We start from the raw sequence: 25500 nt of genomic DNA on the forward strand, positions 1-25500 counted from the left end.
ACTGGCATCTTCCATGCCGGTTCTGTAGTTGTTGCACCCCGATGAAAACGAGGACCAGTAATGGCGACCAAGAACATCGACCATGCCTTCACCGCCCGCTCCAAAACGGGTGGCGCCCTTGAGCCGACCTATTCCGGCGCGCTGTCTTTCATGCGGCGCAAATACACCAAGGACGTGAAGGGCGCGGATGCGGTGGTGTGGGGCATTCCCTTCGACGCCGCCGTCACCAACCGGCCGGGCGCCCGGTTTGGGCCGCAGGCGATCCGCCGCGCCTCCGCGATCCTCGATAACGACCCGCAATACCCGTTCTCGCGCGATCTGTTCGAGCACCTCGCCGTGGTCGATTACGGCGACTGCCTGCTCGACTCGGGCAACCATCAGAAGACGCCCGGCACGATCGAGCGCGAAGCGACCAAGATCCTGAAATCGGGCGCCTTCCTGCTGACGCTCGGCGGCGACCATTTCGTCACCTGGCCGCTGCTCAAGGCGCATGCCGCCATCCACGGGCCGCTCGCCTTGGTGCAGTTCGACGCCCACCAGGACACATGGCCCGACGACGGCAAGCGCATCGACCATGGTTCCTTCGTCGGCCGCGCGGTCAAGGAAGGCATCATCGATCCAGATCGCTCGATCCAGATCGGCATCCGCACCCATGCGCCCGACACGTTCGGCATCAAGATCCTGCATGGTTATGAAATCGAGGAAATGCGCGCCTCCGATATCGCCTATGCCATCGTCGACCGCACCGGGGGCAAGAAGACCTATCTGACCTTCGACATCGACTGCCTCGATCCGGCCTATGCCCCGGGAACCGGCACGCCGGTTTCGGGCGGCCCATCCTCGGCGAAGATCCTGTCGACGCTGCGTCAGCTCAATCAGGTCGATATTGTCGGCGCCGATGTCGTGGAGGTTGCGCCGGCCTATGATCACGCCGATATAACGGCGATCGCCGGTTCGATGGTGGCCATGCAGTATCTCGGCCTGCTGGCGGAACGAAAGGCGCGGCTCGAGGAACTGAACAACGGCAACCACAATGGCGCCGCAGTCAATCAGGGCAACGGCATATAGTTTTGAGATATCAGGGAATTTGATCAGGCAATGAAACCGAAAATCTTCATCGACGGCGAACACGGCACCACCGGTCTCCAGATCCGGGCGCTGCTTGCCGAGCGCGGCGATCTGGAGATCATTTCCATTCCGGTCGAGCGCCGCAAGGAAACGGCCGCGCGCGCCGAATTCCTCAACGCCGCCGACATCGCGATCCTGTGCTTGCCCGACGATGCAGCCAAGGAAAGCGTCTCGCTGATCACCAACGACACCACCAAGGTCATCGATGCGTCGACCGCGCATCGCGTGGCCGAAGGCTGGGAATATGGCTTCGCCGAGCTGGACAAGGAGCAGGCCAAGAAGATCGCCACGGCCAGGCGCGTCGCCAATCCCGGCTGCTGGCCGCAGGGGCCGATCGCGACGCTCAGGCCACTGGTCACCGCAGGTCTGCTGCCGGCCAATTTCCCGATCGCGGTCAACGGCATTACGGGGTATTCGGGCGGCGGGCGCCCGATGATCGAAGACTACGTCGCCAAGGGCGAGGACGCCTCGGAGTTCCTGCCTTATGGCCTGACCCTGCAGCACAAGCACGTGCCGGAATTGAAGGCGTACGCGAAGTTGTCGCATGATCCGATCATGCAGCCGGCGGTGGGCAATTTCGCGCAAGGCATGATCACGGTTGTGCCGTTGCAACTCGGTGGCCTCGACCGCGTCCCGACGGGTGCCGAACTTCACGCCGCCATTGCGGACCATTTCGCCGCGATCGAGGGCGGTGTGGTCGAGGTGGCGCCTTACGCGCATCTGGAGCGGGTGCCGGACATCGATCCGGAGATCTACAACGGCACCAACCGCATGAAGGTCTATGTCTTCGCCAACGACAGCAGAGCCCAGGCGCTGCTGCTGGCGGTCTACGACAATCTCGGCAAGGGCGCCTCGGGTGCAGCCGTCCAGAACATGGACCTGATGCTCGGTCTGTGATGGACGCGCCAGCCTTCCCAGCGCGCTGGAGGGTCAGCGAACCCGAACTCATTGCCGAGACCTTTTCGAGCCGCATCTGGAAGGTGCGGCTCGAGGACGGCTCACCGGCGATCGTGAAGGCGCTGAAGCCGTTCGACGACGTTGCCGACGAGTTGCGCGGCGAGCATTTCCTTGCCTGGCGACGCGGCGAAGGCGCGGTGCGGCTTCTCGGCCTCGACGGGCATTCCATGCTACTCGAATATGGCGGGAACACACTTCTGTCGCAGGTTCTCGACGAGCAAGGCGACGATGCAGCGACCGCCATCGCGGCGGATGTGATGGCGAAATTGTTTTCGCCATCCGAGCACCCCTACCCGCCCGAGCTTCAGCCGCTCAGGGAGCGGTTCGCCAGCCTTTTCAAGAAGGCCGCAACCGATCGCGGCATCGGCGATGACAGCCTCTATGTCGAGGCCGGCGCCATCGCGGATCGATTGCTGGCCAATCCGCATGACATCAGGCCGCTGCATGGCGACCTGCATCACGAAAACATCCTGCGGGGAGCGCGCGGCTGGCTGGTGATCGATCCGAAAGGCGTGCTCGGTGATCCCGGCTTCGACGCCGCCAACATGTTCTACAACCCGCTCGATCGCGACGCACTTTGCCTCGCCCCGGAGCGGATCGCGCATATGGCCGAGGTCTTTGCCCGGGCGCTGGGACAATCACCGGCAGCGATACTGGACCATGCCATCGCCTATGGTTGCCTGTCCGCGGCCTGGCACCATGAGGACGACAATGCGGTCGAGGAGAACCGCGAGCTGTCGATTGCCGCGGCGATCTGGGAAGTGCGGGCGCGTTTGTGATCCCGGGGAAGAGCTGAAGTAACGGCTTGTTCACCATGATCGGCTACAGACCGTGTCCTGGCTCCCTCCTCAAGGATTTGTCATGGTCGGCGCGATCTCGGGTTCCTCCCAGGCAACCCAATATTCCTCGTCCGGTTCCTCGAGCAATGCAGCCCAGGAGGCAGCGCTCGAAAAGCAGATCCAGGACCTGGAAGACCAGGCCAAGGCGATCAAGGATCAGGTTCAAGCCGCCCAGGTGCAGCAGGATATCGCCACCGCCCAGGCCAAGCTCGACGCACTGAGAGCCTTGGACGCCGACAAAGCTGCCAAGGCCGCTCAGAGCCAGTCGACGCCATCCGCCGCCGCATTGCGTCAGGCTGAATTCGATGGCGAGAAGACGACGCAGTCGAACGAATTCTGGATGTGATCGGCCGCACTCAGCGTCCGACGGCAACCTCGTTGGGCAAGGGATAGGCGCCCTTGGTGCCGCGCCAATGCGCGGCGGCAAAGCCCAGCACGACAAGCGCAAAAGCCTGATGTGTCAGCGCCATATGCAGGGGCACCTGCATCAGCAGCGTACCGATGCCGATCGAAGCTTGCACCAGCACCAGAACGAACAACAGGGTCGCGCGTCGCGCATGCGTCGAGCCGGGCAGCCGCCGACGCGTGGCGATCATGTGCCAGAGCGCGACGGCGAAGACCGTGTAGGCGCCGAGCCGATGGACGAACTGCACCGTCTTCGGGTTCTCGAAGAAGTTGCGCCATGCCGGCTCGAGGATGAGCAGATCGCCGGGGATGATCCTGCCGTCCATCAGCGGCCAGGTGTTGTAGCTCATGCCGGCGTCGAGACCGGCGACCAGACCGCCGAGATAGATCTGGATCAGCGCCAGAAGCACGATGAAGCCGGCCAATCTCTGCGTCGAGCGATCGGCCGCAGGCTCGGAGTGAGGAGCGAGACCCCGCGCGACGACCATGGTTGCGGTGAAGATCAGTGCCGCCAGCGTCAGGTGCGTGGCGAGCCTGTACTGGCTCACCGACACGCGGTCGACCAGGCCGGAGGCCACCATCCACCAGCCGATGGCGCCCTGGAGGCCGCCGAGAAGCAGAATGCCGACCAGTTTCGGCCCAAGGCCGCGCTCGATGCGGCGCGTCGCCCAGAAGACCAGCAGCGGCAAGGCAAAGACCAGGCCGACGCTGCGCGCCAGCAGGCGATGCGCCCATTCCCACCAGAAGATCGACTTGAACGCTTCGATGCTCATGCCCTTATTGAGTTCGGTGTATTGCGGGATCTGCTGATAGCGCTGGAATTCCTCCTGCCACTCGGCGTCGTTGAGCGGCGGGATGACGCCATGGATCGGCTGCCATTCGGTGATCGACAGGCCGGATTCGGTCAACCGCGTGGCGCCACCAACCAGCACCAGCGCGAACAGCACCACGAGCACGGCGTACAGCCAGCCGCGCACGAGAGCCCGGTTGTGCAGATCGCGGTCGCGGGCCTGATAGGGCGCGGCGGCAGTGATGGCGGCCATGAATATATCCCGACGGGTTGAATGTCGCGGATTGGTGAACCATCGCACTCCTGCTGGCAAGACCGGGCAGCGCGGCACGCCGTCGCGCCCGATGTCGTGGGTTGCGCGCGTCCCGCGTTCGGCCTAAGCGGTAGCCATCAACGAGACCGTACCATGCCCATTCGCCTGAAAAAGCTGATCGGAATGTTCCTGCTGTTGGCGCTGGTCATCATCTACGCGCTGGTCGCCTCGATCTTCGCGGTCGCCCGGTTGTCGGAATCGGGCGCGCTGGTGCAATTCCTGTTCTTCCTGCTTAGCGGTCTGCTCTGGGTGCTGCCGGCGATGGGCATCATCAAGTGGCTGATGCTGGAGCCACGGGCCAAGCGCTGAAACGCCTTGGGATCAAAACTCAATTACTCAGACGCAGTCGAGTGCGCTCTCGCATAGTCCTTCAGGACGGGTCGAATTCTCTGTCCAATACCCCCATAACGATGTCGTCCTGCTAGGCCCCATTGACGAGTGCGGCTTCGCGTTCGCGCCCCTCCTCCACAAATCCACACTTGCGATAGCAGGCGATAGCACGGGAATTGCTCGACAACACCCGCAGAGACACGCGGTGCAGACCACGATCGAAGGCATAGCCGAGGACGAGCTTGATGGCCTCGGCGCCATATCCCTTGCCGAGATATGCCAAGTCGTCGATGCCGATGGCCAAGGTTGCCCTTTTGTCTTGCCGGTCTATGTTTTGGAGGCGGACATGACCGATAAAGCAACCCGCATCGATCACCCAGGCACAATTCTGTTGCTCAATGAAGCGAGTGGCGGCTTCGGCGTCGCCCTGGCTTAAGGTTGCGTTTGGGTCGAATGTCCCCCCATAGCCTTCAACAATCTCGCGATGCCGTCCAAGCGCTAGCCGCGTCTCCACATCTTTGGGTATTGGCCTACGAAGAATGAGACGAGCGCTTCTGAGCTCGGGAAGATCGGCTGTCATTGCAAAAAACTAAGATGCTCGCGCCCATTTGTCGAATGGCCGGCTCCCATCCGGAGCGGTCATCTTGCGACAATCAGTTGATAGATCACCGCAATTCCAGAAGGAAAACCGCAGCGCATTTTCCTGGAACTGCTTTTAGATCGTGACGAGCATCTTGCCGGCATTGGCGAGCGGCGTCGTCACGCCCGACAGCATGGTGCGGATATGGGCGAGGCTCTGGTAGCGGCCATTGACCGAAATGCGCGGCAAGGCGTGCAGGAAGCCGGCATGTTCGGCGCGCAGCACGCCGTGGCGGGTGGTCACTGCGGAGGCATAGCCGGCGTCGCGCGCAAAGCCCACTTCGCGGCAGCCAACGGCGCTGGCGTAACCATAGGGATAGGCGAAATGGCGCGGCTCCTCGCCTAGCTCGGTCCGTAGCATGTCGTTGACGGCGCCGATCTCGCGCCGCGCGTCGGCCTCGGAAAGCCGTTTCAGATTGCTGTGGTTGATCGTATGGGCGCCGATCGTCACCAGCGGGTGCGCGGCGACGGTGCGGATCTCATCCCAGTTCATCAGCGTGCGCAGGCGCGGGGCGTCCGCGTCGACGCCATTCGAAGCGGCCAGGTCGCGCAGCACGGTCCGCAGGTCTTCCTCGCGGACCTCGGTGGTGAAGTAGGCATGCAGGCGGGCGATGGCCTGATGTTTCCTTGCGGGGGTCGCGCAATCGATCACAGTCGGGCCGTTCGATGTCGCCAGGGCCAGCTGATCGCAGGCATTGACGATGTCCTCGACCACATCCCACCAAAGGTGGGCGGTGCCATCGATCAGCCCGGGAGCGACATAGATGGTGAGCGGCGCGTCATGCTTCTCCAGCACCGGCAGGGCCTCCGTCATGTTATCGCGATAGGCATCGTCGGCGGTGATGGTGGCGAACCGGCCGCCCTTGCCACCTGCCTTGATGCGCTCCACGGCTTCGTCCATCGAGACGAAGGCATAGCCGTTCGCTCTCATGTCGGCGATCACGGCATCGAGGAAACTGGGCGCGATGTTGAGGTGCCGGTTGACGCTGTCGGGCTTTTCAGGTGTCGCCGTCACGCGGTGCAGCATCAGGATGGCGCCGATGCCGCCGACAAACGGCCTGGCCAGCGGTGCTAGGCCGGTATAGCGGGCGACGTTGAGCGCCAATTTCCGGATTGCCTCCCCACCGTCGATCATTCATTCACCTTTTGCGCCTAGGCTATCCAAGCACGGAATACGCCCGAGCGCCCCCCAAATCGGGATCAGTACGCCCTAAGGATTGAGGTATGGTTGACGCAACCGCGTCATTTGATGGCAAGCGGCTCGCGGCGGCCCAGGCCTCGCCACGCGCACTGCCTGGGAATGCCGTGGGGCTGTCGGTTTCCGTTGCCGCCGCCGAGGGGCTCGCGGCATATGCGGCGTTCTGTCGTTCGGCGCTCTGTGCGCCGCCGCAAAGTGCGGCATGGATCTTGAACTGGGCCACCGAGGTCAAGCCCGATCTGCTCATTGCCACGCTTGAACTGGAGGGCAAACCGGCCTTCGCACTGGCGTTGGAGGTGGTCAAGCGCGGCCCGTTCCGGTTCGCCCAGTTCATGGGCGGCCGCCACGCCAATGGCAATTTCTGCGCCGCCGAACCGCAGTGGCTCGCCAGCGGCGACCTCACAGCCATCCGGTCGATGCTGGCGGCGATCGCCAGATCCCGGCCCGATATCGATCTCATCGCGCTGGAAAGGTTGCTGCCCGATCTCGACGGCATCGCCAATCCGCTGGCATCGCTCGATCATTTCGCCAGTCCCAATCTTTCGCTGGCCGTCGACCTCAGCGGCGGGTTCGATGCGCTGCTGCTGCGTGCCGGCGGCAAGCGCAAACGCAAGAAGCATCGTTCGCAGACGCGCAAGTTCGAGGCCGTCGGCAGCCACCGGCGCATCGAGGCACGCAGCGCCGACGAGGTGGAGAGGCTGCTCGATGCGTTCTTCGAGATGAAGGAACAGCGCTTCCGCAAGATGGGCATTGCCAACGTCTTCGGTGACGGCCGGACACGCGCCTTCTTCCGAGGGCTGTTCACGCAAGCAGTCGCCGAGGACAAGCCTTACTTCGTGCTGCACGGGCTGGAGGTCGCCGGCAAGCTGCGCGCCGTCACCGGATCGAGCCGCTCGGGCAGCCGCCTGATCTGCGAGTTCGGAGCGATCGCCGAGGACGATCTCTCCAACACCAGCCCGGGCGACTTCCTGTTCTTCGACAACATCCAGAATGCCTGGCAGAGTGGGTTCGCGGTTTATGATTTCTCCGTCGGAGACGAACCCTACAAGCGGCTATGGTGCGATATCGAAACGCAGCATTTCGAGGTCCTGGTCCCGCTGACGCTCAAGGGCCGTGGGCTGGCACAGGCACTTCGCCTGGGCGCGCGGCTGAAGGCCTTGGTCAAGAACAGCCCGACGATCTGGAAGCTCGCCAAGATGCTGCGCCGCAAGGCAGCCGGACAGGCACAGCCGGCGGCCGGCGAGGACGACAGCTAGGCCTGCGCGACCCGCGGTGGTCTGCTGGCCTCGATGCGAAGCGCGGCGTCTATATGGGCCGCTGGTCAAGACTTGCCATCCCGTGCTGAAATCCATCGACCGAACACTATCGCTGCGAAATGAGCACCATGAAACCGATCATCCGCACGCTGTCGCTGGGAGAATTGGCCGATCTCGTCGACTGGGCGGCCGCGGAGGGTTGGAACCCCGGCCTTGAAGATGCGGCGATGTTTCAGGCAGCGGATCCCAGGGGTTTCATCGGTGCCTTTGCCGGCAGCGAAATGGTTGCCGGGATATCAGCGGTGGCCTATGGGCACGATTTTGGTTTCATAGGCCTCTACATCTGCCGGCCGGACATGCGCGGCAAGGGCTATGGCAAGGCGGTATGGACCGCGGGCATGACAAGGCTGGCCGGGCGCACCATCGGCCTCGATGGCGTCGAAGAGCAACAGGCCAATTACGAGAGCAAAGGGTTCAGGCCGCTCTACGAGACCATTCGTTACAGCGGGCGCCCTGCAACCTTGACCATCGGCGCCGAACGGCCTCGCACGGTGACCGCGCAATTGGTGCCAGACATCATCAGGTATGACGCACTCTGCTTTCCCGCGTCCCGCCATTCCTTCCTGCAGCGATGGCTGCAGCCGCCGCATCGCGCGCTGGCAGCAATCACGCCGCGGGGGACGGCCGGTTACGCGGTAGCGCGATCCTGCCGCAGCGGCTTCAAGATCGGCCCGCTCTTCGCCGACGATACACGGACCGCACTGGATTTGCTCGACGACCTGGCGAGCGCCTGCGAAGGTGGCGACCTTCACATCGACGTTCCGGCCAGCAAGGTGGATTTCATCGCGGCGCTCGTGGCGGCAGGCTTCTCATCGACCTTCACCACCACGCGCATGTACAAAGGCCCGCCGCCGAGGCTCGACGCCAACAGAATATTCGGCGTGACGACCCTGGAACTGGGATAGGCCTGACGTGCCTTCGAGTGGCAGCTCTTTCAGGCTGCTGAACGCCGCCCCGGCACCGGGTTGCCTGGCGGCTCGTGGCCGAGCGGCGTCACCAGCGTCAGGTCGGGATAGCCGCTCTCGATCAACTTGACCGCGGCCTGCGTCACCTCGTCGTCGGCCTCCAGCATGGACAAGAATACCTCGGTGGCCTCGCCGCCCAGACGGCTGATGCCTTGTGCGTCGGCCGGGCCGCATTCGACCACCACCAGGTCATAGGCTGTTGTCAGCGACTGCATGATGATCGGCAGCCTATCGGCGGCGCGCATGGCACGGACCGGATCGGCGGTGCCTACCGGGATGACATGGCAGTCGGAATAGAGGTCGGCATGGATCACGTCGCTGAACTGCGCCTGCGACGCCAGCAGATTGGTGATGCCGGGGAAAAGCCCGCTGTCCAGCATCGGCCGCGAAGCAGCTCCCGAGGCCGTGAGGTCGAGCAGCAGGACGCGCAGGCCGGCGTCGGAAACCTCGCGCGCCACCAGGATCGCCGACGCCGCCGCCTCGTCGCCCTCGGGGGAAACGAATATGGCGCGCGCGGCCCCGCTGGCGATCAGCTTCTCGGCAGCCTTCTCGACGTCGATCTCGCCGAGCACGGAACGCGGCCGACGAACCTCCACGACGGGCTCCGGCGGCTCAGCCATGGGCTCAGGCTCGGCAACGGGTTCAGATTTGGCCAAGGATTCAGGCTCGGCGACAGGCTTCGCTTTGGCGACAGGCTCGACCTCGGCGGCAGGCCGCGGCTGCGTCGGTGCAGGCGCTTCGGGCCATGACGGCTCGGCGGCGCGATTGGCGAACTCGTTGGCGACTGCCGGCTCCGAGCGGGGGGATGGCTCCTGATAAGCGGCTGGCGGCATCGCCACCTCGTCGATCGGTTCAAACCGCGCTCCGCTGGCCGGGCGCATGGCGCGGCCCGAGAAGAGCTCCCGAAGCAGCGTGAACACCGCCGCCAGCAGAAGGGAAGCCGCGGCGGCGGCACCGACGATCGGCCCGATCTTGGGGAAGTACGGCTCGGAGGGAACGGAAGCCGGCGAGGCGATGCGAGCGTCGACCGGAACATAGTTGCGATCCTGACGCGACGCCGCCTCGCGATAATTGGTCAGGTAAAGTTCGAGCTGCTGGCGCTTGGCGGCGGCATCGCGCTGCAGCGCGTCGAGCCCGACCTGCTGCTCGCCGGCCTGCGCCGAAGCAGCCTTGAGCGTGTTGACGTCGGCGACAAGCTGGCTTTCGCGCGCCTTGGCGGCATCGGCCTGCATCGCCAGCCCCTTCATGATCTTCTGGGCTTCGCTGCGAATCTGCGCATCGAGATCGGCCAGTTGTGATTTGGCGGCGCGAATACGCGGATGATTGTCGAGCAGCGTCGTCGACAGATCGGCGATGTTGGCACGCAGTTCGACCTGCCGCTCCCGCAAACGCTGGATCAGATCGGAAGACAGCACTTCCGGCAGTGAATCCAGCGATCCGCCATTCTGCAGTGCCTTGCGCACGCTCTCGGCCGTGCCTTCGGCAGCGGCGCGGTTGGCCCGCACCCGCGACAACTCGGTCGACAACTCGGCCAATTGCTGGGTGGCCAGGGTGGAATTGTTACCGCCCATCAGAAGGTCCGACTGGGCGCGGTAAGCCGCGACCTTGGCTTCGGCATCCCTGACCTGCTTGGACAGGTCGGCGATCTCGGGCGCCAGGAAGTCCGCTGCGGCGGTGTTCGATTCGCTCTTGGCCGCCCCCTGCCCCGCTATATAAGCGGCGGCAATGGCATCGGGGATGGCGGCGGCAAGCTTGGGATCTTCCGAAGAGAACTCGATGGCAATGATGCGAGTCTTTTCAACACCGTAGACGTTGAGCTTCTCGCGCATCTTCTTCAGCACGCGCTCGTCGGTTGGAACGTCCATCGGGTCGCTTTTCAATCCAAGCAGGATCAGACCGCGGCTCAGGGACGACATGTTGATCGTTTCGTCGAACTCAGGCAGTCGCGACAGGCCGAGTTTCTGCGCCACCTGTTTGAGAATTTCGTTGGACGAAATTATCTGGACCTGGGTAGCAACGCCCTGCTCGTCGAGGATCGGCTTGTCGCCGTCATTGTTGCTGCCGGCCGGACGGGTGTAGACGGATTCACGTGGAGCGATCTCCACCTGCGTCTCGGCCTTGTAATACCGGGTCGCGAACGACGCGGCCGCGAAGGCAAGTCCCGTCACGACGAGAACGAAGACCAGAATCCGCAGCCAGTTCCGCCCCAGGCTGGCAAAGAGCTGCCTGAGATCAACATCGACGTCTGCGGCCGCGGATTGAACGGACATGCATCCCTACTCCGAAACTGGGTCGGGACGCACCGTAAACAACTATGGTAACTCAGCCGTTAAGATCACGGTAAGCTTCCATTAGGGTTTACTGCGGGCAACAGAAAAAAATCGATAAAATCGCAAAACCTTGTCTGCTGATCGCTATTGGCGGGGCTCCTTTACCGGCCATTAACCCTAACAGGATGATAACGGGCGCGATCCCAGATGTTTGCTGCGACGCCGCAGCGGCCAGTCGAAGGTACCTGTCCGATCATGAAAAGCACTGCTTCCCTCTTTCGCGCACTGCTTGCCGTGTCGATGCTCGCGGGCTGCTCCAGCTACCGGCCGACGCCGGCCGCCTTTCATGAGGTCCTCGACCAGCCCTATCGTCTCGGCGCCGGCGACCGTGTCCGCGTCACCGTGTTCGAGCAGGACGGCCTGACCAATAGCTACAGCGTCGACCAGTCCGGCTACATCTCCTTCCCGCTCGTCGGCGCCATACCGGCACGTGGCCACACCGCGCAGCAGATGGAGAAAGAGATCGCCGACAAACTGCGGCAAGGCTACCTGCGCGACCCCGACGTCTCGGTCGAGATCGATCGTTACCGACCGATCTTCGTCATGGGCGAAGTGGGCGCCGCCGGCCAGTATTCCTACGTGCCCGGCCTGACCGTGCAGAAGGCCATCGCCATCGCCGGGGGCTTCACGCCACGCGCCAACCAGGAGAGCGTCGACATCACCCGCGACATCAACGGCAAGGTGATAACCGGCCGCGTGGTCACCTCCGATCCGCTGCTGCCGGGAGATACCGTCTACGTCCGCGAACGCCTGTTCTGAACAGACACCTCGTGGCGGGCAAGCTCAGGATCGTCCACTGCTTTCGCTCACCCGTCGGAGGAATTTTCCGGCACGTGCGCGACCTGACGGAAGCGCAGGTCGCCGCCGGCCACATGGTCGGCATCGTTTGCGACTCGACCACAGGCGGCGAATTCGAGGAGCGTCTGTTCGAGCAGATGAAGGACATGCTGGCGCTCGGCATCCATCGCACGCCAATGCAGCGCCATGTCGGCGCGGGCGACCTGACTTCGGCCCGGCAAACCTACAGGATCATCAAGGAATTGCGGCCGGACGTGCTGCACGGGCACGGTGCCAAGGGTGGCGCCTATGCCCGTCTGTTCGGCTCATTGTTGCGGGTATCAAGGTCTCGCGTAGCCCGCCTTTATTCGCCGCATGGCGGCTCTCTCCACTATGACGAGAATACAGCCACCGGAAAGCTGTTCTTCGCGCTCGAGTATCTCATGGCACGCTTCACCGATAGCCTGCTGTTCGTGTCCGACTACGAGCGGCGGACCTATCGCAGGAAGGTGGGCGAGCCGCCGATCCCGAACACACTGGTCTACAATGGACTTCGCGCCACCGAATTCGAGCCGGTGAACGCCAGGGCCGACGCGGCCGATTTTCTCTATATTGGCATGATGCGGGACCTCAAGGGCCCCGACATCTTCATCGATGCCCTGGCCGCCGCCGCTTCCCGGCTTGGCCGTACACCGAGTGCGGTGATGGTCGGTGACGGCGACGACCTGCCCCGCTACCACGCGCAGGTGAAGCGCCTGGGGCTTGAAGGCAATGTCCGCTTCCTGCCGCCGATGCCGGCCCGGGAGGCCTTTGTGCTGGCGGCGCTCGTCGTCGTTCCCTCGCGCGCCGAAGCCATGCCCTATACCGTGCTGGAGGCACTTGCCGCGGCAAGGCCAATGATCGCGACCTCGGTCGGCGGCATACCGGAGATTTTCGGTTCGGGCTCCCCTGCCCTGATCCGGCCGGATCCGACTGAGCTCGCCGAGAAGATGAGCCAGGCGCTGGGCGACCTTGCCGCCTATCGCAAACTCATGCCCGATGACTCCACGCTCAGGGCGCGCTTCGGCGCCGACGTCATGGCCGCCGAAATCGAGAAGGCCTACTTCGCCGCGCTCGAAAAGTAGTTCAGGCTCTTCCAAAGCCACAGGTTGTTTCAAGGGTTTCTTAGCTCTCTTTTGCTAATCACCCTGGCAAAGCTTGCGGACAGTTCCATGAACGAAATCGACCCCGCGCACCGCTTTTCATCAGAAGCGGTGCGTCAATTCGACGGCCCTGCCGACGGCGACAAGCCCGGCGGCATGAACGACGTTGCCCGGCAGGTCGCGTCGCAATACCGGCGCGATACGATGTCGCCGATCATGGTCAGCGGCGTGCTGCGCATGGTCGAATTCGCGGTGCTGCTGGTCTCGGGGCTCTGCGTCTATTTCTACTACGTCGGATTCTTCAATTACCTCGCCTGGCAATATCCGCTGACGATCGCCGCCGCGTCGTTCCTCGCCGTGGTGCTGCTCGATGTCACCGATTGCTACCAGGTCGTCGCCTTGATGCGGCCGATCGCCAATTTTGGGCGCATCCTGTTGGTCTGGGCCGGGACCTTCGCCATGATGGCGTTGACGGCGTTCACCATGAAGATGTCGCAAGACTTTTCGCGCCTGCTGTTCGGCACCTGGTTCGTCGTTGCCTTCGTCTGCCTTTTCGGTCTCAGGCTGGTGATGTCGAAGCTGATCCGGCGCTGGGCGCGCGATGGCAGCATGGAACGGCGCGCGGTCATCGTTGGCGGCGGCAAGGCGGCGGAAGTGCTCATCCGCTCGGTGGAAAAGCAGCCTTACAACGACATCCGCATCTGCGGCATCTTCGATGATCGCAACGACAAGCGTTCGCCAGCCCTCGTCGCCGGCTATCCCAAGCTCGGCACCATTTCGGAACTGATCGAATTCGCCCGCATCGCCCGCATCGACATGCTGATCGTGTCGTTGCCGCTGACCGCCGAATCGCGCGTGCTGCAATTGCTGAAGAAACTGTGGGTGCTGCCGGTCGACATCCGGCTGTCGGCGCATTCCAATGCGCTGCAGTTCCGTCCGCGCGCCTATTCCTACATCGGCTCGGTGCCGATGCTCGACATCTTCGACAAGCCGATCAACGACTGGGACTCGGTCGCCAAACGCGCCTTCGACATCATCTTCAGTCTCGTCGGCATCGTCGTCTTCTTGCCGGTGATGCTTGGCACGGCAATCGCCATCAAGCTCGACAGCAAGGGGCCGGTTCTGTTCAAGCAGAAGCGGCATGGCTTCAACAACGAGGTGATCGAAGTCTACAAGTTCCGTTCCATGTACACCGACAGGTCGGACCCGACCGCCAAGCAGACAGTGACCAAGAACGATCCGCGCGTCACCCGTGTCGGCCGCTTCATCCGCAAGACCTCGATCGACGAACTGCCGCAGTTCTTCAACTCGCTGCTCGGCTCGCTCTCGCTCATCGGTCCGCGCCCGCACGCCATTGCCGCGCAGTCGCACAACCTGCTCTACAACGAGGTGGTCGATGGCTATTTCGCGCGCCACAAGGTCAAGCCAGGAGTTACCGGCTGGGCACAGATCAATGGTTGGCGCGGCGAGATGGACACCAACGAGAAGATCCGCATGCGGACCGAATACGACCTCTATTACATCGAGAACTGGTCGCTGCTGTTCGATCTGCGGATCCTGTTCCTGACGCCGATCCGCCTGCTCAATACGGAAAACGCCTATTGAGGGCGATCAGCCATGATCTGCCGCGCGCGGCGGTCAACGCCAAGCTGATCACGCTGATCTCCTCGAGCGCGGTCGTGCTCGGCATTCTTCTGTCGGGGTTCGTCATCAGCGAGCCGGCGCCTTACGAAATCTACATGGCCGGGCTGATCGCCATCTGGGCTCTGTTCGGCCTGAGGATTTCGCGCGCGGCCATGCCGCTGCTGGTGCTGCTTGTGACGATGAATATCGGCGGCATGATCTCCATGACGCAGATGGCGAACCTCGCCAACACGCCGCTCTATCTCGCCGTGTCGCTGTTCCTCGCCTTCAGCGCCGTCTTCTTCGCATCGGTCACCGCCACGCAGCCGAATCTCTACCGGCTGATCTTCAATGCCTATGTCGTCTCGGCGGTGGCGACGTCGCTGCTTGGCATAGCGGGCTATTTCCATGCTTTCCCGGGCGCGGAGATGTTCACCAAATACGACCGCGCCGCCGGCGCCTTCCAGGACCCGAACGTGTTCGGGCCGTTCCTGGTGCTGCCCGGCATCTACCTGCTCTATCTGCTGCTGACCGGACCGGTCACGCGCATGCCGCTGCTGGCTATGCCGCTGCTGGTCATCAGCGCCGGCATCTTTTTCTCCTTCTCGCGCGGCGCCTGGGGCATGTTCGCGTTTTCGGCCGTCCTGCTCACCGGCTGCCTGTTCCTGCAGAGCGCCAGCGGCATGTTCCGACTGCGCGTGGTGATCATGACCATCGCCGCGCTATCGCTGCTGGCCATCGCCATCATCGTCATATTGCAGTTGCCTGGCGTGGCGGAGATGTTCTCCAACCGCGCCCATCTCGAACAGAGCTACGACACCGCCCGCCTCGGCCGCTTCGCCCGCTACACGATCGGTTTCCAGATGGCGATGGAGCATCCGTTCGGCATCGGGCCGCTGGTCTTCGGCACGATCTACGGCGAGGACACGCACGACATCTGGCTGAAGATGCTGATGGACTATGGCTGGCTCGGCTTCGTCTCGTTCCTGACGCTGATCGTCTGGACGATATCGGCGGGGTTCCGCATCCTGCTGCGCGACCGGCCCTGGCAGCCCTACCTCCTGTGCGCCTACGTCGCCTTCATCGGCAATATCGGGCTCGGCACCTTCATCGACATCGACCACTGGCGCCACTTGTATCTGCTGCTTGGCTTGATCTGGGGAGCCATCGCCCTGGAATACCGCCACCAGCGGGAGTTGAGGCCGGTATTGCGGGCCTCGTTCAAGCCCGCGGTCGCGGCAAGATAATTATCGCGGAAATCGGTTGACCCGAGCCGGGTTATCACGATACATCGCGACCGGTCCGGAGTGTAGCGCAGCCCGGTAGCGCACTTGACTGGGGGTCAAGGGGTCGTCGGTTCGAATCCGGCCACTCCGACCATTTCACAGACGCCTCATCCCCCAATGTGGCGATCCAGCTTTGACTCCGAAGGACCTGGATTTTCCCCGCACCGCTTGCAGCGGCCGCCGCGGAGCCGGGTTCGTGCATTATCGCCCCCTCGCGCATCAGTCTCCATGGTTGCCTAACTGTCCAAAGCCCGTGAATTTCCGGCAGCTTCATCCATGACCCGTGGCGTGTTTCGGGCTGAGCTTGTAGGCGTTGAAGTCAATCTGCGAAATCATGCATAGATCACGTTTTCGCCGCCCGGGGCACAATGAAGGACATCAGCCAGACCAATCCAGGGGGCGGATTCTGGCAACGTATGGACGTCTTCGACGGTTGACCTACCTTTTCGAAATACGTTGCGTCAGACTCGCTGAACGACGGTCAGTGCTTGGCGTTTCCTCGTCAGATCTTCGGCCAAACCCATGCCCAATGTCCGCACCCGTTCGTCCTGGTTGACACGCGACGTCATCCTGCTGTCGTTTTGCAGTTTGTTTGCCGACATCTCGACCGAGATGCTCTACCCGATCCTTCCACTCTTCCTGACCGGAGTTCTTGGGGCGGGTGGCAGCGTAGTCGGATTGATCGACGGTGTCGCGCAGGCGACACAGAACATCGTGCAAGGCTTCTCCGGGTGGGCGTCTGACCGGATGCAGCGCCGCAAGCCCATTGCCCTGGCCGGCTATCTCCTTTCGGCCCTTTCCAAGCCCATAACCGGACTTGCATCGGCATGGCCGATGGTGCTCGGTGTACGGTTCCTCGATCGTGTCGGCGCCGGCACCCGCTCCGCACCGCGCGATGCACTTATCGCCGCAGCCGCGGCGGAGGAACACCGCGGGAAAGCCTTCGGCCTCGAGGGAGTCGGTGACAATCTAGGCGCCTTTCTCGGGCCACTCATCGCCGTGCTGCTGCTCGGTGCGTTTCGACTCGATATGCGCGTAATCTTCTACCTCACCGTCATCCCGGGCCTGCTCGCCTTCGCCATCGTGCTGTTCGTGCGCGAGGAGCATGTCGATTTCGCCGCTAAGGCCAAGGTTGATATCAGCCTCCGGCGGTTTCCTCGCGCCTACTGGAAGTACCTGATGGCGACTGGCCTGTTCTGCATCGGCAACTCGAGCAACGCCTTCCTTATTCTTGAAACACAGGCCGCGGGTGCCTCGGTTGAGAACACGGTTCTCGTCTATGCCGGGTTCAACCTTGTCGCTGCGTTGGTCTCCTATCCGACGGGCTTTCTGTCCGATCACCTCGGCCGCCGCAATCTTCTGCTCGCTGCGTTCGCAGTGTTCTTTGTCGCTTATGGGGGATTTGCACTCAGCGCCAACGTCTGGATTGTTGCCATTCTGTTTGTTTGTTACGGCGCCTACCAAGGAACCTTCCGCACTGTCGGTAAGGCGCTCGCCGCCGATTTCGTGCCGAGCGAGCTGCGCGCGGGCGGCATCGGCTGGTACAGTTCGCTCGTCGGGCTGACCCAGCTCCTTGCGAGCCTAATCGCAGGCCTTCTTTGGGACCGACTTGGGCACCTAGCCGTATTTATCTACGGAGCTGTCTTCGCCGTGGTTGGTACTGCGGCAACCCTGATCCTAGTCCCATCGGACAGCCCGAAAAGCACCCGATCCAGCTAGACTGTCGAAACGCACGCTTCATCTAAGGCTCGCGTTGTGCAGCGCGCGTAGGCAGCGCAGAGACGAATGCCACACTATGTTCCACCGGGGAGGTGTCGGATTGCCTTGCCGTTCAAGCAGCGGCTATTCGGTTCGAGCGGGCTGGTGAAGATGAAAGCTATGCTGCGTCGGTATCCCCGACGCAGCGCTTGCCTCAGGCCAACTATTTGCCCTGCAGGAAATCCATGAACGATGGGAAGGTGAGGAGTACACCGACGAGGAGCAGCCCAAAAGCGGCGATATTGACCCTGCTCATCGCCACGGTCTTGGTCGCCCAACGACGCGAGAGGGTGAACCACGCCACCAGCCAGACGATGATGGCCACGGTCGTCACGCCGGAGAGAGCTCCTGTCGGATTGTAGAAGTTCAGCAAGCCGTTGATGGCCTTCGAGGCATCGCCGGCGAGAGCCAGGATACCGATGGCAGCGCATCCGATGCCTGCGGCGAGAATGGCTGCCCCGCCGGGACCATTGGGTATGGTTTCAGCGATTGTTTCAACGAGTTGGCTTTTGCCGACGACCGGCTTCTGCGAGATGGTCATGGCTGTTCTCCCTTTGGCTGCGCGGCCTGTCGCTGCACTCCTGGTGTTTGAGCTCCTTCCGGTTGCTCTCCTTGTATCAATACGATCGACTGGCCGCCGCGGACGGGAGCGTATTTGTTGAGGAACGCGCCCAGTGCACCGGCTGCGCCCGTGGCGAAGAAGGCCGCGACCGCAAAGGCCAAGACCGAGATGCGCATGTTCCGGTGCTGAATGATCGCTCGTCCGTACTTCATGGTGACATAGGCCACCATGGTCATTGCGATTGGCGCCAGCCAGGCGACATGCTCTTTCCATTCCATGCCGAGAGAATGCCACTCAGATGTTCTTGGGCTCGACAGGAGAAGGCTCCGCGGATACTCCGCAAGATCGGTCACCCCGGCCGGCGGAACAGCGCGATACCACGGATAGACGCCGTAGGTGCCAGAGAACACCGTGAGCCATGAGAGAACCACCATCGCGACAATCCAAAAGTTGAGCAGCGACTGTTCCCTTGAACTCATTGGCGGCGCCCCTGGGGCTGACATTCTATAGAGACCGGCAATGGCACCGGAAAATGCGAGCATGAAAAGAGCGCCGAAGCCCATTCCATGGAGCACCGTCATTAGATCGCGAGTGGTGATTTCCATCAGAACCTCCGTTGTCATTCGGCATGCGAAGCGCCGGAATGGTCAGAGGCATCAATATCGGTGTTCGATAAGGCAGTCTTTGATTTTGCTCAAATCGGAGTCAGCAAGGCCGTCTTAGACGGGGACGGTGATGGGCACACTGGCTGCCCTGGGCCCCGTGGCTCGTCAGGGCGTATGCCAAGCCGAGCGACCAAGTCGCCGTCAGCGCCCGCCGGATCGTCTCCCACGACCTGTGACGTGAAGCGATAATGGCGGCTGCGGGGGGGCGAAATGTGGATACTCTTCCGAAACGGAAGTCAGCGCTGGCTAATCGGGACGGCGCGTTTTGTCGTGAGCGCAGTTCGGAAGCTTGCGAAAAACCAATCTACACTCTCAGTGGACACTCGGACTCCGGATAAGGTTCGAATCCGGCCACTCCGACCATTTTAAAGCAGGGACTTGCCCCCACAAGTCCGCCCCTCATTCTCGAATTGCCCATCCTGCCCGGCTCAACTCAGGATTGGATCCGGCACTAGGCCTGGCACACATCCACCCATTCCGCGCCAACCAGTTCGACCATCCTCTGCGGTGCAATCCGCACTGCCGCGTTGGTGGCGCCGGCGGCGGGTACGACCTCGGCGAATTCGCGCAGCGAGACGTCGCAATAGACCGGCAGCGGCGCCGGCAGGCCGAACGGGCAGACACCGCCCACTGGATGGCTCGTGGCAGCGACAACCTCTTGTGCGTCCAGCATACGCGGCTTGCCGCCGAACTGGTCCTTGAACTTGCGGTTGTCCAGCCTGGCGATGCCGCTGGTCACGACCAGCATGGTGCGCTCGCCGACGCGAAGGCAGATCGTCTTGGCGATCTGCGCCGGCAGGACGCCATGCGCTTCCGCCGCCAGCGTCACCGTCGCCGAACTCGATTGCGTGACAATGACCTCGATATCAGGCGCGTGAGCCGTGAAGAAGGCACCAACGGAGTCCAGGCTCATATCGAAAAACTCACGGTTCAGGCCCGATGCATGGCAGATGCGATCGGCGCGGATTTGGGGGCCGCGCGTATGAACACGTGCGATCTGCAAATCGGCAAGCCCGGCTTGCCGGAGAATGCCATCGCGTCAACAAGAAACCCGCCAAGCGGGCCTTGGCGGGTTTCTTGGGCATGCCTGTCGCCGATCTATGCCTGAGGCCGGCCTTGTGCGGCCAGTGTCGGTGCGGCGGAAGCAATGGGAGCGTCCTGGGGCAAACGAAGCGCGGACGCGATACGACGCAGCTTCGCCGGGTCGGCCGCCCGGCCGCTTTCGATGTCCTCGATCTCGTCGACCGAGAGGCCGCAGGTCAGGGAAAGCGCTTCGAGGCTGTATCCGCGCGTTTCCCGCATTGCCCTGAGGGTGTTGTAATCTGGCCCGATCTCGTTGGCTAATGGTTCGGAAAGGGCGTGGTTTTTTGCATTGTTGGGCATTGGCAACTCCGTTGACTGAAAGCATTTGATCAAAATGGATGTTGCCTGAGACGAGCAGGAAGATGCCCTCTCGCCAGCGATTTGCCAAGCGCTGCCACGCCCTGCCCCGATCAAGTTGTTTTGAACGCCCGACCGGCTTTTTGCCCAGCAGTTTCGCCCCACCCGTTCGTTATCTCGACGTCGCTGGCGTGAAACCATCGCTTTCCGCCAGCCTTTCCCAAAAGGATACCCCCCATGAACCTCAAGACATCCCTCTTCGTGCTCGGCACGATTTCCATGCTTTCCGGCGTCGGCGTGGCCAGCGCGCAGGCAGCTGACGCAGTGCGCGTGCGCGGCACGGTGGTCAGTTTCGAGCCCTCGCTGCTCGCCGTGAAAACCCGTCAGGGCGATGCCGCCGCGGTCAAACTGAAAGAAGGCTGGAAGATTTCAGGCGTTGCCAACGCGTCGGTAAAGGACATCAAGCAGGGCGATTTCCTCGGCATCGCCTCTGTCTCCAAGGCCGACGGCGGCAGCGGCGCTCTGGAAGTGGTGATCTTTCCCGCAGCCCTGAAAGGCACTGGCGAGGGGGACCGCCCCTGGGACCTGGAGCCGAACAGCCGCATGACCAACGGCACCGTCGCCGACGTCACCGACATAAACGGGCGGGCCGTGACGCTGACCTATGACAATGGGCAGACGAAGAAGATCTCCATACCCGACGGCACGCCCGTCGTCACCTTCGCGCCGGCCGCGCCGACCGATCTCAAGCCAAGCGCGACGGTCTTCGTTCCCGCGCATCGCGAGGCTGACGGCACGCTCAGCGCCAGCCGCGTCGTTGTGGGCAACAATGGCGTGATCCCGCCGATGTAAGCCAAACAGCCGGCTTTCGACCCTGGCGATAACGGAGCAGGAAGCCGGTTTCCTCCGAAACAGTTCAGAAACAAGATTCTACAATCGGGAAATACTGACGAAAAAATTCAGGAGCGTAATTCCATTCGCGGCGGTCGGGATATCGGCCCGATTGATACCTGCCTGCGAAGAAAGGAAACGATCCATGAAGAAGTCCCTCCTCTCGGCCATCGGGCTTGCAGTTGCCCTCGTTTTCACGGCGCCGGTCATCGGTGCGACGAGCGCGGATGCGGCCATGATGGCAAAGCATCATCATCGCCACCACCATCATCGCTACCATCACCGCTACCACCATCGCCATCATCACCATCACATGAAGAAGGTTGTGAAGAAGGCATACTGAGCGTACCAGACTGCCAACGAGAAGACCGCCTTGGCTCATTGTTCAGGGCTGGTCTTCTCTTGGTCGTACAATGCCAAGCCGACATGAATGGGACCTATCGATTTTCGCCGAATGACAGCGCGGGCGGGATTTCTGGCGCCAATTGCCGATACCGCGACGACAGACGAAATCTTTCACGCGACGCCAAATCGCGATACGGCAAGGATATTTCCGAGCGGCATGCTGCGCCGGATCAGGCTTCGCCAACAGGCCAGGTATCCCCGATGACGGCCAAGGCCTATCTTTCCCGGACAGACCGCGTTGTCCTGTCGGTCGCGCGATTGTGGCTGACGCTGCGCCACCCTGTCCTCGTCGTACGATTTGTCATGAAACTGGGCTATCTGCCCAATACCGCCGTACCCAGCCGCTACCATGAGCTGTTGCTCTGGCGAAAAATCCTCGATCGCAACCCGCTGTTCGTGACGCTGACCGACAAGCTCGCGGCCAAGGTCCATATCCGGGACGCCTGTCCCGAGATCGCAATGCCAAAGACGCTTTGGTCCGGGCGCGACGCCACGGACATCCCACCGGGCCTGCTCGTTGGAGACGTCATGGTCAAGGCAAACCATGGCTGCGCAATGAACATATTCGTCTCCGACGGAGAACCAGATCGCACTGCCATCGTGCGCAAGGCGAGCCGCTGGCTCAAAAAGCGTTACGGCCGGCGCAATGGCGAATGGGCCTATTGGCCTGTCGTACCGACTGTTTTCGTGGAGGAGCGGCTGGCGCTCAGCGGCGGTACGATCGCCACTGACATCAAGGTCCATGTCTGCAGCGGGGTGATATGCCATGTCTGGGTGGAGGACAAGCACGCCAAGCGTTCGCTGCTGTTCGACCGGGAAGCCAATCCGTTGCCCGGCCGCGATCCGGACTATCCCGGCGAGGATCAGGTCTTGCCTGTCAATGCGCGGCTCATCGCCCATGTCCGCCAGGCGATCTCGATCGCGCCCGCCATAGCCGGCGACCTCGATTATGTCAGGATCGATTTCCTGGTCACCGACGAGCGTCTCCATGCCGGCGAGATCACCGTCTACTCGGCCGCCGGATATGGCACATGGACAAACCCGACGATCGCCGCGGAAATCGAGCGGCTGTGGCGGCTCGATCAATCCGCCTTCCTGCGCCGGCCGCACGCCGGTGTCGTGCGCCTCTATGCCGACGCGCTTCGTGCCAGATGCCGACGCGGCACGACAAATCGCTGATATGAATGGGAATGGCGGCCGGCCTGGAAAAGCGAGCCGCCATTTCTCTCTAGATTTGTCCTGGAGTAGCAGTCAGCGCCGGCCGAGCAGCAGGCTGGCGACTAGGCCGAGCACGACAAGGCCGACCGCGGCGGCCGCGGCCGGATGGTCGCGTGCCGATTTCTCGATCACCCTGCCCTGTTTGCGGATTGCCGGCATGGCATCGCGCAGGCGCTCCGCAAGATCCGAATACGCATCAAGAGCGGCATCACGGCCGTCTTCATAATAAGCGCCACCTCGCTTTGACACTGCCTTGCGCAACGCCGCGAGTTCCCTCGAGAGAGCCGCGACCTGCTTTTCCAGGTCGATGTCCGAAAGGGTCGAATATGATACCATCATCCGTTTCCTTGCTTCGCAGAAGGAAACGTAACGCCTCACCCGACCGCCGGTTCCGGTTTTCGGGACGTCGAAGCCACTCGCGGTCAGCGCACCTGGTCAAGCAGGCGCTTGCATTCCAGGAGGTCGAACAACGCCTCCTGCAGCAGCGCGCGATTGTCACGCGAGAGTTTCGACGCATCCGGCGCAACCGGACCTTCCTCGTCGCTCTTGCCCAGGCCGAAAAAGCGGCGGCTGGGCTTGACCCTTGGCTGGCCAACCAGTTCGTCATCTCCCCCGCGCGGCTGGGCGGCAGGCGTCAGCGGCACCTGGTCGGCCTGCTTGCGTTGCGAAATCGCCTCGACGGCGGCCATGTCGCCATTGCCGATGGCGACCAGGAAATGATTGCCGTTTTCGCGCAGCAGCTTCTGCACGCCCTTGATGGTGTAGCCCTGGTCATAGAGCATATGGCGGATGCCCTTGATCAGTTCGACATCCTGCGGCCGGTAGTAGCGACGGCCGCCGCCGCGCTTCATCGGCTTGATCTGATTGAAGCGCGTCTCCCAGAAACGCAGCACATGCTGTGGCAGGTCGAGGTCTTCCGCGACCTCGCTGATGGTGCGAAAGGCGTCAGGGCTCTTGTCCATGGGCGAAATCCTCACGCTGGAGCGTGGCCCGGAACGGTCTTCAGACGAGATCACGCTCAACGAAGAGAAGAGCTTGTTCCGCCAGCGCGGAATCGATCATACGCCAGAACACCAATCCGGCCATACCGCCGAATCGGGCCTTATTTCAGCGGTTTGTGAAGCAATATTCAAGCCCGCCGTCATCGCGGCACCGGTTTTCAACCGTGCAATGAGGACTATTTGCCGCCCTTGGCCTTGCTGTTCTGGTGAGAACGCAAGATTCGGCTCTTCAACACGTTGGACGATTTGAAGGTCATCACCCGACGCGGCAGGATCGGCACTTCCTCGCCGGTCTTGGGATTGCGCCCGATCCGCTCATTCTTGGAGCGGACATGAAACGTCGCGAAGGACGACAGCTTCACCGTCTCGCCGCGCACGATCGCTTCACAGATTTCGTCCAGTACCGCCTCGACGAGTTCGGCGGATTCAGTGCGCGACAGACCGACCTTCCGGTAGACGGCCTCGGCCAGGTCGGCGCGCGTAAGTGTTTTTCCCCCCATGCGACCGTCCCATCAGTTCAAACATAAAATCGGCACAACAACAGCAGAGCCTAAGTAATTGATCCGGCAAGGTCAAGGACCGAAACCGGACCGTTCTCCACTTACCAGCGAACCAGAACGGCGCCCCAGGTGAAGCCGCCGCCCATCGCCTCCAGGAGCACCAGGTCACCCTTCTTGATGCGGCCGTCGGCGACGGCCACCGACAGCGCCAGCGGTACGGAAGCAGCCGAGGTGTTACCGTGCAAATCGACGGTCACCACCACCTTTTGCTCTGCTATCCCAAGCTTTTTTGCTGAAGCGTCAATAATCCGTTTATTGGCCTGGTGTGGCACGAACCAGTCAAGATCGTCGGCGGTAATGCCAGCGGCCGAGAAGGTCGTCTCGATGACATCGGTGATCATGCCGACCGCGTGCTTGAAGACCTCACGGCCTTCCATGCGCAGATGGCCGACCGTTCCCGTCGTCGACGGCCCGCCATCGACGAAAAGCTTCTCCCTGTGCGCGCCGTCGGAACGCAGGCTGGCCGCCAGGACGCCTCGGTCGGCGATCGTGCCGGCCCCCTCGCCCGCTTCCAGAACGACCGCGCCGGCGCCGTCGCCAAACAGCACGCAGGTCGAGCGATCGCTCCAGTCGAGGATGCGCGAAAAGGTCTCCGAGCCGATCACCAGCACCCGCTTTGCCAGGCCGCCGCGGATATAGAGGTCGGCTGTCGTCACCGCATAGACGAAGCCTGAGCATACCGCCTGCAAGTCGAAGGCAAAACCGTGCTGCATGCCGAGCCGGTTCTGGATCTCGACAGCGGTAGCGGGGAACGTGTTGTTGGGCGTCGAGGTCGCCAGCACGATCAGATCGATATCGTCCGGGGTCAATCCGGCATCGGCAAGCGCGGCGCGCGCCGCGGCCTCGCCCAGGGAGGCCGTCGTCTCGTCATCGGCCGCGATATGGCGCTGGCGGATTCCGGTGCGCTGGGCGATCCACTCGTCGGAGGTCTCGACCATGCCTTCAAAATCGGCATTCTTCATGATGCGGCGGGGCAGCGCGGCGCCCGTGCCGCGCACAACTGATCTGATCAAAATTCTTTC

27 protein-coding genes and 1 tRNA gene are annotated in these 25500 nt (G+C 62.5%); 16 read left to right on the top strand and 12 right to left on the bottom strand.

Annotated elements, in window-relative coordinates; translation table 11 throughout:
• Window positions 1–60: 60 nt before the first annotated feature.
• The 4 genes from speB to FJ970_RS22075 all read left to right on the top strand — a co-directional run bounded on the left by speB (window position 61) and on the right by FJ970_RS22075 (window position 3270).
• Window positions 61–1068, top strand: coding sequence for an agmatinase (gene speB / locus FJ970_RS22060; RefSeq protein WP_140755316.1), 1008 nt, complete (start codon window positions 61–63; stop codon window positions 1066–1068).
• 30 nt (window positions 1069–1098) lie between these two features.
• Complete coding sequence (gene argC, locus FJ970_RS22065) at window positions 1099–2025, top strand: N-acetyl-gamma-glutamyl-phosphate reductase (protein WP_140755318.1); 927 nt, start codon at window positions 1099–1101, stop codon at window positions 2023–2025.
• On the top strand, window positions 2022–2864 hold the full coding sequence (locus tag FJ970_RS22070) for an aminoglycoside phosphotransferase family protein (RefSeq protein ID WP_210243025.1): 843 nt from the start codon (window positions 2022–2024) through the stop codon (window positions 2862–2864). The genes argC and FJ970_RS22070 overlap by 4 nt, the downstream gene beginning before the upstream one ends.
• 82 nt (window positions 2865–2946) lie before the next feature.
• Window positions 2947–3270: a hypothetical protein gene (locus FJ970_RS22075; protein WP_140755322.1), complete on the top strand. Its 324-nt coding sequence runs from the start codon at window positions 2947–2949 to the stop codon at window positions 3268–3270.
• A gap of 10 nt (window positions 3271–3280) precedes the next feature.
• On the opposite strand, the gene FJ970_RS22080 is transcribed toward FJ970_RS22075, so the two are convergent.
• Window positions 3281–4372 (bottom strand): COX15/CtaA family protein, encoded by a 1092-nt coding sequence (locus FJ970_RS22080; protein ID WP_140755323.1) that lies wholly within the window; start codon window positions 4370–4372, stop codon window positions 3281–3283.
• Window positions 4373–4525: 153 nt separating this feature from the next.
• Between FJ970_RS22080 and FJ970_RS22085 the strand changes: the two genes are divergently transcribed.
• On the top strand, window positions 4526–4741 hold the full coding sequence (locus FJ970_RS22085) for a DUF2842 domain-containing protein (RefSeq protein WP_027143610.1): 216 nt from the start codon (window positions 4526–4528) through the stop codon (window positions 4739–4741).
• Between the two features lie 112 nt (window positions 4742–4853).
• On the opposite strand, the gene FJ970_RS22090 is transcribed toward FJ970_RS22085, so the two are convergent.
• Both FJ970_RS22090 and FJ970_RS22095 read right to left on the bottom strand, forming a co-directional pair.
• Window positions 4854–5342: a GNAT family N-acetyltransferase gene (locus FJ970_RS22090; RefSeq protein ID WP_140755325.1), complete on the bottom strand. Its 489-nt coding sequence runs from the start codon at window positions 5340–5342 to the stop codon at window positions 4854–4856.
• A gap of 135 nt (window positions 5343–5477) precedes the next feature.
• Window positions 5478–6536, bottom strand: coding sequence for a polysaccharide deacetylase family protein (locus FJ970_RS22095; protein WP_140755327.1), 1059 nt, complete (start codon window positions 6534–6536; stop codon window positions 5478–5480).
• 89 nt (window positions 6537–6625) lie between these two features.
• On the opposite strand from FJ970_RS22095, the gene FJ970_RS22100 reads away from it, so the two are divergent.
• Both FJ970_RS22100 and FJ970_RS22105 read left to right on the top strand, forming a co-directional pair.
• On the top strand, window positions 6626–7855 hold the full coding sequence (locus tag FJ970_RS22100) for a GNAT family N-acetyltransferase (RefSeq protein ID WP_140755329.1): 1230 nt from the start codon (window positions 6626–6628) through the stop codon (window positions 7853–7855).
• 128 nt (window positions 7856–7983) lie between these two features.
• On the top strand, window positions 7984–8820 hold the full coding sequence (locus FJ970_RS22105) for a GNAT family N-acetyltransferase (protein WP_140755331.1): 837 nt from the start codon (window positions 7984–7986) through the stop codon (window positions 8818–8820).
• Window positions 8821–8849: 29 nt separating this feature from the next.
• On the opposite strand, the gene FJ970_RS22110 is transcribed toward FJ970_RS22105, so the two are convergent.
• The gene (locus FJ970_RS22110; RefSeq protein WP_140755333.1) at window positions 8850–11150 is read right to left on the bottom strand and encodes a GumC family protein; all 2301 of its coding nucleotides are present in this window, start codon (window positions 11148–11150) and stop codon (window positions 8850–8852) included.
• A gap of 255 nt (window positions 11151–11405) precedes the next feature.
• Between FJ970_RS22110 and FJ970_RS22115 the strand changes: the two genes are divergently transcribed.
• The 6 genes from FJ970_RS22115 (at window position 11406) to FJ970_RS22140 (ending at window position 17757) form a co-directional block, all read left to right on the top strand.
• On the top strand, window positions 11406–11969 hold the full coding sequence (locus FJ970_RS22115; protein WP_140755335.1) for a polysaccharide biosynthesis/export family protein: 564 nt from the start codon (window positions 11406–11408) through the stop codon (window positions 11967–11969).
• An 11-nt stretch (window positions 11970–11980) separates the two neighbouring features.
• Window positions 11981–13111: a glycosyltransferase gene (locus tag FJ970_RS22120; protein WP_140755337.1), complete on the top strand. Its 1131-nt coding sequence runs from the start codon at window positions 11981–11983 to the stop codon at window positions 13109–13111.
• Between the two features lie 87 nt (window positions 13112–13198).
• On the top strand, window positions 13199–14734 hold the full coding sequence (locus FJ970_RS22125) for an undecaprenyl-phosphate glucose phosphotransferase (RefSeq protein ID WP_140755339.1): 1536 nt from the start codon (window positions 13199–13201) through the stop codon (window positions 14732–14734).
• Window positions 14731–15999, top strand: coding sequence for an O-antigen ligase family protein (locus tag FJ970_RS22130; RefSeq protein WP_140755341.1), 1269 nt, complete (start codon window positions 14731–14733; stop codon window positions 15997–15999). The genes FJ970_RS22125 and FJ970_RS22130 overlap by 4 nt, the downstream gene beginning before the upstream one ends.
• 56 nt (window positions 16000–16055) lie before the next feature.
• Window positions 16056–16132, top strand: a tRNA-Pro gene (locus tag FJ970_RS22135).
• A 428-nt stretch (window positions 16133–16560) separates the two neighbouring features.
• Complete coding sequence (locus tag FJ970_RS22140) at window positions 16561–17757, top strand: MFS transporter (RefSeq protein ID WP_140755343.1); 1197 nt, start codon at window positions 16561–16563, stop codon at window positions 17755–17757.
• 202 nt (window positions 17758–17959) lie between these two features.
• Here the strand turns inward: FJ970_RS22140 and FJ970_RS22145 are convergent, their stop codons facing one another.
• The 4 genes from FJ970_RS22145 to FJ970_RS22160 all read right to left on the bottom strand — a co-directional run bounded on the left by FJ970_RS22145 (window position 17960) and on the right by FJ970_RS22160 (window position 20406).
• Window positions 17960–18337, bottom strand: a complete 378-nt coding sequence (locus FJ970_RS22145; RefSeq protein ID WP_140755345.1) for a hypothetical protein — start codon at window positions 18335–18337, stop codon at window positions 17960–17962.
• A complete protein-coding gene (locus tag FJ970_RS22150; protein WP_210243026.1) occupies window positions 18334–18963 on the bottom strand; it encodes a hypothetical protein in 630 nt (209 codons plus the stop codon). The genes FJ970_RS22145 and FJ970_RS22150 overlap by 4 nt, the downstream gene beginning before the upstream one ends.
• Window positions 18964–19474: 511 nt before the next feature.
• Entirely contained in the window at window positions 19475–19936 is a 462-nt protein-coding gene (locus FJ970_RS22155; protein WP_140755347.1) for a YbaK/EbsC family protein, read from the bottom strand.
• 185 nt (window positions 19937–20121) lie between these two features.
• Window positions 20122–20406, bottom strand: coding sequence for a helix-turn-helix domain-containing protein (locus tag FJ970_RS22160; protein ID WP_140755349.1), 285 nt, complete (start codon window positions 20404–20406; stop codon window positions 20122–20124).
• 234 nt (window positions 20407–20640) lie between these two features.
• On the opposite strand from FJ970_RS22160, the gene FJ970_RS22165 reads away from it, so the two are divergent.
• The 3 genes from FJ970_RS22165 (at window position 20641) to FJ970_RS22175 (ending at window position 22878) form a co-directional block, all read left to right on the top strand.
• Window positions 20641–21255 (top strand): hypothetical protein, encoded by a 615-nt coding sequence (locus tag FJ970_RS22165; protein ID WP_140755351.1) that lies wholly within the window; start codon window positions 20641–20643, stop codon window positions 21253–21255.
• A gap of 184 nt (window positions 21256–21439) precedes the next feature.
• Window positions 21440–21637, top strand: a complete 198-nt coding sequence (locus FJ970_RS22170) for a hypothetical protein (protein ID WP_140755353.1) — start codon at window positions 21440–21442, stop codon at window positions 21635–21637.
• Between the two features lie 263 nt (window positions 21638–21900).
• A complete protein-coding gene (locus tag FJ970_RS22175) occupies window positions 21901–22878 on the top strand; it encodes an ATP-grasp fold amidoligase family protein (protein ID WP_181178256.1) in 978 nt (325 codons plus the stop codon).
• Between the two features lie 72 nt (window positions 22879–22950).
• Here FJ970_RS22175 and FJ970_RS22180 read toward each other — a convergent pair whose 3' ends face one another.
• The 4 genes from FJ970_RS22180 to FJ970_RS22195 form a co-directional block, all read right to left on the bottom strand.
• Window positions 22951–23253: a hypothetical protein gene (locus FJ970_RS22180; RefSeq protein WP_140755358.1), complete on the bottom strand. Its 303-nt coding sequence runs from the start codon at window positions 23251–23253 to the stop codon at window positions 22951–22953.
• An 86-nt stretch (window positions 23254–23339) separates the two neighbouring features.
• Window positions 23340–23879, bottom strand: coding sequence for a MerR family transcriptional regulator (locus tag FJ970_RS22185; protein ID WP_127280880.1), 540 nt, complete (start codon window positions 23877–23879; stop codon window positions 23340–23342).
• 215 nt (window positions 23880–24094) lie between these two features.
• Entirely contained in the window at window positions 24095–24418 is a 324-nt protein-coding gene (locus tag FJ970_RS22190; protein ID WP_006201891.1) for an integration host factor subunit alpha, read from the bottom strand.
• A gap of 101 nt (window positions 24419–24519) precedes the next feature.
• On the bottom strand, window positions 24520–25491 hold the full coding sequence (locus FJ970_RS22195; RefSeq protein ID WP_140755360.1) for a beta-ketoacyl-ACP synthase III: 972 nt from the start codon (window positions 25489–25491) through the stop codon (window positions 24520–24522).
• Window positions 25492–25500: the final 9 nt, after the last annotated feature.

It is taken from the genome of Mesorhizobium sp. B2-1-8, assembly GCF_006442545.2.
Taxonomy (GTDB): Bacteria; Pseudomonadota; Alphaproteobacteria; order Rhizobiales; family Rhizobiaceae; genus Mesorhizobium.